Raw genomic sequence first — 10,610 nt, forward strand, 5'->3', positions numbered from 1 at the left:
GATGGGCCCTACCGGGTTACTGACCTTAGCCAAACTCCGAATGCCGGTAAGTGAGAGCGCGGCAGTGAGACTTCCGGCGCGCTCCTGAGGGGTGCGATCGCGAAGAGCGGGGGCGGACCGCCTACGCGGGTGGTGCGGCGAGCTCCGCCCAGACGGTCTTGCCCGGCGTGTCCGGCGTCCGCGTGACGCCCCAGTCCAGGCACAGCCGCTGCACGATGAACATGCCGTGCCCACCCGGGCGCCCGGCCCGGTGCGGGGTGCGCGGGGCCGGCTGGCCGGCGCCCCGGTCGACGACCTCGACACGGAGGGCCTTGGCGGAGTGGGCGATGCGCAGCTCTTCGGGGCCGCCCGCGTGCAGGCAGGCGTTCGTCACGAGCTCGGAGACGACCAGCAGGACGTCCTCGGCGGCCGCCCGCCGGTCGGCGCCTTCCGCGGGGAGCCATCCCCAGTCGTACAACGCCTGCCGGGCGAAATCCCGGGCCGTCGGCACGATACCGCTGGCCTGCCCCAGCGAGAGCGAGCGCCACTGCCGGTCGGCCGGGACGGCAGAGGCAGCGCCCGTGCCGTCCGGCTCGCGGCCGAGGCCGCCCGGCGGATGCTGCCGGGTGGTGCTCATCAGCGCTTCACCTCACCGATTCACCGTGTTGCCATCGAACAGATACTGGTCAGTTACAGAGTGTGCGGGATTCAGGACCCCGCTGGGATCTCTCCTGCCCGGTCACCGGGGGACGACACCCACTTCGGCTATGCCGAGAGCGTGACGCGGCGGATCACCGGGCGCGGGGGAACACCGCGGTCAGGCGTTCAGGGCCTCTTCGAGCGAGGCGTGGACGGTGAAGACCGCCTCAGCCCCCGTGATCTCGAAGACGCGAGCCACGACGGGCTGCATTCCGGCCAGGTGGACCCCGCCGCCGCCCTCCTCGGCCTTGAGGCGAGCGCCGAGCAGCACGTTGAGCCCGGTGGAGTCGCAGAACTCCAGGCGCGAGCAGTCGACCACGAGGCGCACGCGCCCCTGCTCGACCGCGTTCTCCAGAGGCTCCCGCAGCAGATCGGCCGTGTGGTGATCGAGCTCACCCACCGGCGTCACGACTTCGCTCAGCCCCTCGGTCCGGACCTCGACCTGTAGCCGACCCCGGTTCGCACTGCCGACCGTCCCGCGGTCCATGCCCGATCCTCTTCGCCGTCCGTTCATCGCCCGCGCAGTGTGCCGCGGCTGTCTCCGTGGCTTGCGCCGACGTCGGGGAAACATTACGCGTTTCCCTCGCCACACGGTAGTCGGAGAACTCAACAAACCGGACATATATGAGCAATTGGTGCTTGTAACTCGTGGCTGGAACCGGGTAAGGGTAGTAGCGACAACTCACCCGGCATGCGATCGGCCTCGGAGGCGCCGCTTCACCGCAGGAACACGTATGGGCATCGGCAGCCATATGCCGAGAACGATGGAGGAGACCCATGTCACCCCGGCTCGACGTATCGCGTACCCACATCGCGACGTCGGCATGTCCCCAGGGACCGACCGATTCAGACCTCCCCGCCGCGAGCGCCGTACCCGGCCCGCGCGCGGGCGGCGCCCCCACCGGAGCCACCGCCGGCCGCGACGGCCACGACGGCCTCCCGGACGAGGGCCTCGACGGCCTACCCGAGATCCCGCCCTACGCCGAAATCGGCGCCGTCGACGCCAGGGCGCTTTCCAAGACGCTCTTCGCACGGCTGGAGACCCTCGACGAGGGCACCCACGAGTACGCGTACGTGCGCAACACACTCGTCGAACTCAACCTCGCGCTGGTCAGGTTCGCCGCCTCCCGGTTCCGCACCCGCAGCGAACCCATGGAGGACATCGTCCAGGTCGGCACCATCGGCCTGATCAAGGCGATCGACCGCTTCCAGCTCAGCCGGGGCGTCGAGTTCCCCACCTTCGCGATGCCCACCATCATCGGCGAGATCAAGCGCTTCTTCCGCGACACCAGTTGGTCCGTGCGCGTACCGCGCCGGCTGCAGGAGCTGCGCCTGGACCTCGCGAAGGCCGGCGACGAGCTGGCGCAGCGGCTGGACCGCGCGCCCACCGTGGAGGAACTGGCCCAGCGCCTCGGCATCAGCGACGACGAGGTCGTGGAGGGCATGGCCGCGAGCAACGCCTACACGGCGAGCTCGCTCGACGCCACGTCCGAGACCGGTGACAGCGAGGGCGCGCTCGCGGACCGCATGGGGTACGAGGACCACGGCCTGGAGGGCATCGAGTACATCGAGTCCCTCAAGCCGCTGATCGCCTCGCTGCCGCTGCGCGACCGCACGATCCTCTCCCTGCGGTTCGTCGACAACATGACGCAGTCGGAGATCGGCGAGGAGCTCGGCATCTCGCAGATGCACGTGTCCCGGCTGCTCTCGCGGACGCTCGTCAAGCTCAGGAAGGGCCTGACGGTCGAGGAGTGATCCCGGGCCCGGCACAGCCGGGCACGTCGTCGCGGAAGGACCCGACCCGGCAACGGGCGGGTCCTTCCGTGCGGCTGCGGGCCTTCCGGCCCGGCTGACGGATCGCCACCGTCCGGCCCTCGGCGGGTACCAGCGCACCGCGACGCACCGGGGGCGGGCCGCCGCCATGCCTCCGGCCGACGGCGCCGTGGCACCGCCGCCTCCCCCCGCTACCGGGACCCGCGCACCTCCTCGCCACGCCGCCACACCCTGTGGACCAGCGGGACTCCGGGCCGGTAGGCCAGGTGGACGTGGCTGGGCGCGTCGAGGAGTACGAGATCGGCGAGGGCGCCCGGCGCGATGCGGCCGACGTCGCTGCGGCGCAGGGCCGCGGCACCACCCGCGGTGGCCGACCAGACGGCTTCGTCGGGGGTCATGCCCATGTCCCGCACCGCGAGGGCGACACAGAAGGGCATGGAGGAGGTGAAGGAGGACCCCGGGTTGCAGTCCGTGGACAGGGCCACGGTGGCGCCCGCGTCCAGGAGGCGCCGGGCGTCCGGCCACCGCGCCCGGGTGGAGAACTCCGCGCCGGGCAGCAGGGTGGCGACCGTACCGCCCTGGCCGAGCGCGTCCACGTCGGCGTCGGTGAGGTGGGTGCAGTGGTCGGCGGACGCCGCGTCGAGCTCCACCGCGAGCTGGACCCCCGGGCCGTGCCCGAGCTGGTTGGCGTGGACGCGGGGGTGCAGGCCCCTGGCCAGACCGGCGGTCAGGACCGCGCGCGCCTGGTCCCCGTCGAAGGCGCCCCGCTCGCAGAAGACGTCGATCCACCGGGCGTACGGGGCGCAGGCGTCCAGCATCGGCCCCGTCACCAGGTCGACGTAAGCGGCCGGGTCGTCGGCGTGGTCGGCGGGGACGACGTGGGCACCGAGATAGGTCACCTCGTCCGTGTGACCGGCGGCGACGCGAAGGGAGCGGGCCTCGTCCTCGACGGTGAGCCCGTAGCCGGACTTCGTCTCCAGGGTGGTCGTGCCCTGCCGCAGCGCCTCGGCGACGTAGCGGGCGACGTTGGCGGAGAGTTCCGCGTCGGAGGCCGCGCGGGTGGCGGACACGGTCGTGCGGATGCCGCCCGCGGAGTACGGCCGGCCGGACATGCGCGCGTTGAACTCGTCGGTGCGGTCACCCGCGAAGACCAGGTGGGAGTGCGAGTCCACGAAGCCGGGGATCATGGCCCGGCCGCCCGCGTCGACGGCGTTGTCGGTGGCGGGTGCTTTGCTGGACGGACCGGTCCAGACGACGCGGTCGCCCTCGATGACGACGGCCGCGTCGCGGATCAGGCCCAGGGGGGTTCCGTCGTCGAGGGAGGGGTCGTTGGTGACCAGTGCGGCGATGTGGGTGACGGCGGTCGTCGTCATCTGGGCGCGCCTTTCGTCGTGGGTACCGGCCGCGCGCCGGGCCCCCCGGCGCGCGGGCCGGGCCGGGGGTGCGGGGCGGGTCAGGAGTGGGGGGCGGGTCAGGAGTGCAGGGCCGCGACGGCCGTCGCCAGCGCGCGCGGTACGTCCTCGACGAGTGTGTGGTGGCCGTCCCGGACGATGTGCCTGCCCGCCACGACCGTGTGCCGCACGTCCGCGGCGGAGGCGGCGAATACGGCCGCTTCGGCTGCGAGCCGGGGCGGCGGCCCCGCTGTTCTGACGGAGTCCAGCGCGACGGTCGTGAGGTCGGCCGGCGCACCGGGCTCCAGGGTGCCCGCGTCGGGGCGGCCGAGGGCCGCGTGCCCGTCGGCGGACGCCGCCCTGAGCAGGGCGGCCGCGGTCCAGTGCCCCCTGACGTGGGTACGGAGCCGTTCGTCGAGCTCCATCGCCCGGGCCTCCTCGAAGAGGTCGATCACCGCGTGGCTGTCGCTGCCCAGCGAGAGCGGGGAGCCCGCGCGCTGGAGGGCCGCGGCGGGACCGATGCCGTCGGCCAGGTCCCGCTCGGTGGTGGGGCACATGCAGGTGCCGGTCCGGGAGGATCCCAGGAGCTCGATGTCCTCGGCCGTCAGATGCGTGTTGTGGATGCCCGTGGTGCGGGGGCCGAGGACGCCGTGGTCCGCGAGGAGCCGGGTGGGGGTGCACCCGTGCGCCGCGAGACAGGCGTCGTTCTCGGCCCTCTGCTCGGACAGGTGCACGTGCAGCGGTGCCTCCCGCTCCCGCGCCCACCGGGCGACGGTGGCGAGTTCGCCGGCCGGGACGGCGCGGACGGAGTGGATGGCGGCGCCGATCACCGTCCGATCGTCCTCGGCCTCGAGGAGGGAGGCGCGCTCGGCCCAGGCGTCGGCGGTGGTGTCGGAGAAACGGAGCTGGTGGCGGTCGGGCTCCCGCCCGAAGCCCGCCGAGAGATAGGCGGTGTCGAGCAGCGTGATGCGGATGCCCGCGGCGGCCGCCGCGGCGACGAGTGCCTCCCCCATCGCGTTCGGATTGTCGTACGGCGTGCCGCCCGGCGCGTGGTGCAGGTAGTGGAACTCACCGACGGCGGTGATCCCGGCCAGCGCCATCTCGGCGTACGTCGCCCGGGCCAGGTCGTAGTAGGTGTCCGGGGTGAGCCGGGAGGCCGCCCGGTACATCACGTCGCGCCACGTCCAGAAGGTGCCCGAGCCCACCTGGACGGTGGAGCGCAGGGCCCGGTGGAAGGCGTGCGAGTGGGTGTTGGCCAGCCCGGGGAGCGTCAGGCCGCGCAGGGCGACCGCCCCGGACGGCGGCGTCTCGGCGCCGGTGCGCACGCCCGCGACGCGCCCTCCGGCCACGTCCAGGGCGACACCCGGTTCGACATGGGTGCCGAGCCAGGCGTGGGACATCCAGTAGGTGGCGGTGACCGGTGGGCCCGCCGGTCGGGTTGTCAGCTGCACGCGAGACCTTCCAGTACGTCGGCGAGTGCGATCACCCCGGCCACGCAGTCGTCCTCGCGGGCGTGTTCGGCCGGCGAGTGCGAGATCCCGGTGGGGTTCCGTACGAACAGCATGGCGGTCGGCACGGAGGCGGACAAAACACCCGCGTCGTGTCCCGCCCCGGTGCCGAGCACGGGCACGTCGCGTCCCGTGCCGTCCGGGCCCCGCCTCCCCAGGATCCGGCAGACCTCGTCCCGCAGGGCGTGCTGGAACTCCACGACGGGGGTGAAGGACTCCCGCACGACGTCGAGGTCGATCCCGGACCGCTCGGCGTGCTCCCGGGCGGCGCGCTCGATCCCGCCGACGACGGCGTCGAGCGTGGCCTGGTCGGCGGCCCGCGAGTCGAGCCAGCCCCGCACGAGGGACGGGATGGCGTTCACCCCGTTCGGCTCGACGGAGACCTTGCCGAAGGTCGCCAGCCCTCCGGCGAGTTCCGCCTCGCGCCGGGCGGCGAGCACGGTCTCGGCGTACGTCAGCATCGGGTCGCGGCGGTCGGCGAGCCGGGTGGTGCCCGCGTGGTTGGCCTCGCCCCGGAAGTCGAACCGCCAACGGCCGTGCGGCCAGATGGCCGAGGCGACGCCGACCGGGTGCCCGTCGGCGTCCAGGGCGCGCCCCTGTTCCACGTGGAGCTCGACGAAGGCGCCGATCCGCGCGAGCCGTCCGGGATCGGGGCCGATGGCGTCCGGGTCGTACCCGGCCTTCTCCATGGCCCGGGGCAGCGGGATCCCTTCCCCGTCCCGGAGCTGGTGCGCCTTCTCCACCGTCAGCTGCCCGGCGGCGAGCCGGGAGCCGACGCAGGCGAGCCCGAAGCGGGCCCCCTCCTCGTCACCGAAGTTGGTGATGGCGAACGGCTTCACGAAATCCGCTCCCCTGCGGCGGAGTTCGTCGAAGGCGGCGAAGGAGGAGACGACGCCGAGGGGCCCGTCGAAGGCGCCCCCGTCCGGCACGGAGTCCAGGTGCGAGCCGGTGACGACGGCGTCCCCGGCGAGCGGGTCCCCGTACCAGGCCCACTGGTTGCCGTTGCGGTCGGTCTCGTGGACGAGGCCCCGGGACTCCGCCTGGGCCTTGAACCACTCACGGCAGTCCAGGTCCGCGCCGGTCCAGGCGTGCCGCCGGTAGCCGCCGCTGCCGGCGTGCAGCCCGATGGGTGCGAGGCCGCGCCACATGGCGTCGAACGACTGCGGCTGCGACGAGGCCCCCCGCACTGCGCTGTCGGCGGTCGGGGTCACCGGCCGTCGCCCTCCGCCATGGGGACCCGCACGCCCTTGTCCGAGGCGACGGACTCCGCGATGTCGTAGCCGGCGTCGACGTGCCGGATGACGCCCATGCCCGGGTCGTTGGTCAGGACCCTGCGGATCTTCTCGCCGGCCAGCTTCGTACCGTCGGCGACGGTGACCTGCCCGGCGTGGATGGAGCGTCCCATGCCGACCCCGCCGCCGTGGTGCAGGGAGACCCAGGACGCGCCCGAGGCCACGTTGACCATGGCGTTCAGCAGCGGCCAGTCCGCGATCGCGTCGGAGCCGTCGAGCATGGCCTCGGTCTCGCGGTAGGGCGAGGCGACCGATCCGCAGTCCAGGTGGTCACGTCCGATGGCCAGGGGCGCGGCGAGCTCCCCGCTCGCCACCATGTCGTTGAACCGCTCCCCCGCCCGGTCGCGTTCTCCGTACCCGAGCCAGCAGATGCGGGCCGGCAGCCCCTGGAACTGGACCCGCTCACCGGCCATCCTGATCCAGCGGTGCAGCGACTCGTTCTCGGGGAAGAGTTCGAGCATCGCCTTGTCGGTCCTGTGGATGTCCGAGGCCTCACCCGACAGGGCCGCCCAGCGGAAGGGGCCCCTGCCCTCGCAGAAGAGCGGCCGGATGTAGGCGGGCACGAAGCCGGGAAAGTCGAAGGCCCTGGTGTACCCGGCGAGTTGGGCCTCGCCACGGATCGAGTTGCCGTAGTCGAAGACCTCCGCACCGGCGTCCATGAAGCCGACCATGGCCTCGACGTGCGCGGCCATCGACTCGCGGGCCCGCCGGGTGAAGTCGGCGGGCTTCTCGGCCGCGTACGACGCCATGTCGTCGAAGTCGACACCGGCCGGCAGGTAGGCGAGCGGGTCGTGGGCACTGGTCTGGTCGGTGACGATGTCGACGGGCGCGCCCTCGGCGAGCATGCGGGGCAGCAGTTCCGCCGCGTTGCCCAGCAGCCCGATGGAGAGCGGGCGCCTGGCGTCGCGCGCCTCGACGGCCAGCTGGAGCGCGTGCTCGAGCGAGTCGGCCCGGACGTCCAGGAAACGGTGCTCGATGCGGCGTTCGATGGCCCGCGGATCGCAGTCGATGCAGAGGGCGACACCGTCGTTCATCGTCACGGCCAGCGGCTGGGCCCCGCCCATGCCGCCGAGGCCGGCGGTGAGCGTGATGGTGCCCGCCAGCGTGCCGCCGAACCGCTTGGCGGCGACGGCGGCGAACGTCTCGTACGTGCCCTGGAGGATGCCCTGCGTACCGATGTAGATCCAGGAACCGGCGGTCATCTGCCCGTACATGGTCAGGCCGAGCGCCTCCAGCCGGCGGAACTCCTCCCAGTTGGCCCAGTCGCCGACCAGGTTGGAGTTGGCGATCAGGACACGCGGTGCCCACTCGTGGGTCTGCATCACCCCGACCGGGCGTCCGGACTGGACGAGCATCGTCTCGTCCTGCTTGAGCGTCCGCAGCGTGCGCACCATGGCGTCGAACGACCGCCAGTCGCGGGCCGCCTTGCCGGTGCCGCCGTAGACGACGAGCTTGTCGGGGTGCTCGGCGACCTCGGGGTCGAGGTTGTTCTGCAGCATGCGGAGGGCGGCTTCCTGCTGCCATCCCAGGGCGCTCAGTTCCGTACCGCGCGGTGCCCGTACGGGGCGGGGTCCTGACATGGGGGATGCCTCCTCGCGACTGCGGCCGTCAAGAACACTGTGACCGTTCTATTCACATCCTGACTTCCTGAATACTCCTAGTCAACAGGGCGGCACGCGCGCCGCCGGGCACAGGTCGAGCGCCATGGGCCGAGGGCTCGCCGGGCGCCGCGGCCCGTGGGCCGGCATCGGCTTCGTGACCGTGCTCGCCGTCGGCCTCGTCTCCATCGGGATCGAGGGCCCGGGGGACACCACGTCCTTCCTGCTGCCCTCCGTCGTCGCCTTCGCCGACGTCGCCGTACTCGTCCCGCGCCGGGACCCGGTGGACCATCCGCCCTTCCGCACCCCGACAGCCCTGCCATCCCCGGCACCCGCACCTCCACGTCCCCCGTCCTGGCAGGCCCGCCGGCCGGCCGGGAGGCGGACGTCCGCGTGAGGGCGGGGGCGCTCGGCTGATCGGCATCGCGCTCCGGGCCGACAACGGGGTGATGGTGCGGGGCCGCGAGCGGACCGGACGACGGCGGGCGGGGCGGCGCCCCACCGCGGTACGGCGAGGGTCGGACACGTGGCGGCCGGCTGTCACACGCGCACCTGCGGTCCTCTACACGAACGTCCGCATGTACCTGTGGAAAATGCCAGAACCCCCACCGGCACCGAGCACGTTGCGTAGCCTCTTCATCACAGCCGTACGCCAGGTCGGGAGGGAATCCGCGGTGCCCGGAATCGACGAGTGCCTGCTCGACGTCATGAGACTGCCCGGTGCCCGGGGTGCCGCGGTGATCGACTGGACCAGCGGTCTCGCCCTCGGCACCATCGGCGAGTCGCCCAACGGCGACCACGAGGCGACGGCCGCCGAGACGGCCGAGGTGGCGAGGATGGCGGCCGAACAGCCGGTCTTCGCCCGCGACCCCGCGGCGGATCCGTCGCACCCCCGCCCGGCCCGGCCGGGCCCGCCCGGCCCCGCGGACGCCCGGCTCCTACCCGGCCCCGCGGGCACCCGGGCCCCCGGCCTCCCGGTCGAGGACGTCATCGTCACCACCGCATCCGGTTACCACATCCTGCGTTTCGTGGAGACGTCCTTCGACAGCAGCGTCTTCCTCCACCTCTGGCTGGGCCGCGAGGAGGGCAACCTCGCCCTCGCGCGGATGCGGCTCGGCGACATAGCGGAGCGGCTGGTCCTGGCATGAGTCCGAGTCCGTCCGCCTCGGTCCCGTCCGGCACAGCCGAACCCTCCGTCCTCTCCCCCATGCTGCAGCGGCTCGCGGCGGAGCGCGCCACCGGCGCGCTGATGCGCGACCGCGGCACCCTGTACCTCGCCGACGGCCAGGTCGTCCACGCCGAGAGCCCCGAGACCCCCGGTATAGACGTCCTGCTGACCGCCGGGGGCGCCCTGCGCAGCGAGGGCTGGTGGGACGCGGTCGCACAGGCCGGCGCGGGACAGCGGGTCGGGCGCTACCTCGTGGACAGCGGCCGGGTGGCGGGCGGCGCACTGGAGCTGTGCCACCTGGGAGCCCTGTACGACGCCGCCTTCTTCGCACTGGCCCCCACTCACACCCCCGCCCGCTTCCGCTACGGGGTCTCCCACTGGATCGGCCCGGTCCACCCGGTGCCCGTGGACGCCGTGCAGCGCGAGACGCTCCGGCGCCGGGAGCTGCTGGAGCGCATCTGGCCGGACGCGCTGACGGACAGCGCCCCGCTCGTCCCGGCCGCCCACCCGGTCGACGTCCCGGTCCCGCCGCGCCAGCGCCGCGTCCTCGACCTCGTGGACGGTGTGCGCACGGCCACGGACATCGCACGGGAGCTGGGCCGCTCGGCCTTCCACATCCTGATCGACCTGCGCCGGCTGGCTGCCGCCGGGCTGGTCGGTGCGGTGCGTTCGCCCGCCGACGGGCAGGGGGCCACCGCTCCCGGCCGGATCGAGCTGCCCGAGGTCACGGCCGACCCGGACGTCGCCCTGCTGCGCCGGCTCAGAGACGCATTGGAGGCCCTGTGATACGCGCGCTCAGACAGCGTGCCGGGAGGAGACAGCTGATGGTGCCCGAGGCCGAAGCGCAGGATGTCCTCGACGAGCTCCAGCGGTTACGGGCCCGCGTTCCGCTCCTGGCGGGCGCCCTCGCCGCCAGCACCGACGGCCTCGTGGTCGCCCAGGACACCCCGGGCATCGAGGCGGAGGGCGTCGCCGCGCTGACCGCCGCCGCGCTCGGCGTGTCGATCCGGATGACCGACGCCACCGGCCGCGGGGGCTTCCGCGAGCTCCTGATCCGTGGCGAGAACGGCTACATCGCGACGTACGCCGCGGGCTCCTCCGCCGTCCTGACCCTGCTGGCCGAGGACCGCATCAACGTCGGCCGGCTGCACCTGGAGGGCCGCAGGGCCGGCGCGCGGATCGGCGGCGTGGTCGACGCGGCC

Annotated in this window: 10 protein-coding genes and 1 pseudogene; 5 read left to right on the forward strand and 6 right to left on the reverse strand. The window is 73.3% G+C overall.

The window, feature by feature from the left end; translation table 11 throughout:
- Nucleotides 1-121: 121 nt before the first annotated feature.
- Together ABZ371_RS22460 and ABZ371_RS22465 are read right to left on the reverse strand one after the other, a co-directional pair.
- On the reverse strand, nt 122-616 hold the full coding sequence (locus ABZ371_RS22460; protein WP_358682548.1) for an ATP-binding protein: 495 nt from the start codon (nt 614-616) through the stop codon (nt 122-124).
- 180 nt (nt 617-796) lie between these two features.
- On the reverse strand, nt 797-1,165 hold the full coding sequence (locus tag ABZ371_RS22465) for an STAS domain-containing protein (protein ID WP_358682551.1): 369 nt from the start codon (nt 1,163-1,165) through the stop codon (nt 797-799).
- A gap of 290 nt (nt 1,166-1,455) precedes the next feature.
- Between ABZ371_RS22465 and ABZ371_RS22470 the strand changes: the two genes are divergently transcribed.
- On the forward strand, nt 1,456-2,433 hold the full coding sequence (locus tag ABZ371_RS22470) for an RNA polymerase sigma factor SigF (RefSeq protein WP_358682553.1): 978 nt from the start codon (nt 1,456-1,458) through the stop codon (nt 2,431-2,433).
- 209 nt (nt 2,434-2,642) lie between these two features.
- Here ABZ371_RS22470 and hutI read toward each other — a convergent pair whose 3' ends face one another.
- The 4 genes from hutI to hutU all read right to left on the reverse strand — a co-directional run bounded on the left by hutI (nt 2,643) and on the right by hutU (nt 8,222).
- Nucleotides 2,643-3,824 carry an imidazolonepropionase gene (gene hutI / locus ABZ371_RS22475; protein ID WP_358682556.1) on the reverse strand — a complete coding sequence of 394 codons (1,182 nt, stop codon included), beginning with the start codon at nt 3,822-3,824 and terminating at the stop codon, nt 2,643-2,645.
- 98 nt (nt 3,825-3,922) lie between these two features.
- Complete coding sequence (locus ABZ371_RS22480; RefSeq protein WP_358682558.1) at nt 3,923-5,293, reverse strand: formimidoylglutamate deiminase; 1,371 nt, start codon at nt 5,291-5,293, stop codon at nt 3,923-3,925.
- Nucleotides 5,284-6,498 carry an allantoate amidohydrolase gene (locus tag ABZ371_RS22485; protein WP_358682569.1) on the reverse strand — a complete coding sequence of 405 codons (1,215 nt, stop codon included), beginning with the start codon at nt 6,496-6,498 and terminating at the stop codon, nt 5,284-5,286. Before ABZ371_RS22485 ends, ABZ371_RS22480 begins: the two co-directional genes overlap by 10 nt.
- Nucleotides 6,499-6,557: 59 nt before the next feature.
- Nucleotides 6,558-8,222, reverse strand: a complete 1,665-nt coding sequence (gene hutU / locus ABZ371_RS22490; RefSeq protein WP_358682561.1) for a urocanate hydratase — start codon at nt 8,220-8,222, stop codon at nt 6,558-6,560.
- Nucleotides 8,223-8,343: 121 nt separating this feature from the next.
- Here hutU and ABZ371_RS22495 point away from each other — a divergent pair.
- The 4 genes and pseudogenes from ABZ371_RS22495 to ABZ371_RS22510 all read left to right on the forward strand — a co-directional run.
- Nucleotides 8,344-8,651 (forward strand): annotated as a pseudogene (locus ABZ371_RS22495) (amino acid permease); the annotation flags it as partial.
- A 263-nt stretch (nt 8,652-8,914) separates the two neighbouring features.
- Nucleotides 8,915-9,388 (forward strand): hypothetical protein, encoded by a 474-nt coding sequence (locus tag ABZ371_RS22500; RefSeq protein WP_358682564.1) that lies wholly within the window; start codon nt 8,915-8,917, stop codon nt 9,386-9,388.
- Between the two features lie 59 nt (nt 9,389-9,447).
- Entirely contained in the window at nt 9,448-10,194 is a 747-nt protein-coding gene (locus ABZ371_RS22505) for a transcriptional regulator (protein ID WP_358682572.1), read from the forward strand.
- Between the two features lie 38 nt (nt 10,195-10,232).
- On the forward strand, nt 10,233-10,610 hold a 378-nt coding region (locus ABZ371_RS22510; RefSeq protein ID WP_358682567.1), incomplete at its 3' end, for a roadblock/LC7 domain-containing protein.

Origin of the sequence: Streptomyces sp. NPDC005899 (assembly GCF_040629645.1) — a bacterium.
In the GTDB taxonomy this organism is placed as follows: domain Bacteria; phylum Actinomycetota; class Actinomycetes; order Streptomycetales; family Streptomycetaceae; genus Streptomyces.

Coding starts and splice junctions, on each gene's coding strand:
- ABZ371_RS22460 (WP_358682548.1), bottom strand. CDS start 616: ATGAGCACCACCCGGCAGCATCCGCCGGGCGGCCTCGGCCGCGAGCCG.
- ABZ371_RS22465 (WP_358682551.1), bottom strand. CDS start 1,165: ATGGACCGCGGGACGGTCGGCAGTGCGAACCGGGGTCGGCTACAGGTC.
- ABZ371_RS22470 (WP_358682553.1), top strand. CDS start 1,456: ATGTCACCCCGGCTCGACGTATCGCGTACCCACATCGCGACGTCGGCA.
- hutI (WP_358682556.1), bottom strand. CDS start 3,824: ATGACGACGACCGCCGTCACCCACATCGCCGCACTGGTCACCAACGAC.
- ABZ371_RS22485 (WP_358682569.1), bottom strand. CDS start 6,498: ATGTGGCGCGGCCTCGCACCCATCGGGCTGCACGCCGGCAGCGGCGGC.
- hutU (WP_358682561.1), bottom strand. CDS start 8,222: ATGTCAGGACCCCGCCCCGTACGGGCACCGCGCGGTACGGAACTGAGC.
- ABZ371_RS22505 (WP_358682572.1), top strand. CDS start 9,448: ATGCTGCAGCGGCTCGCGGCGGAGCGCGCCACCGGCGCGCTGATGCGC.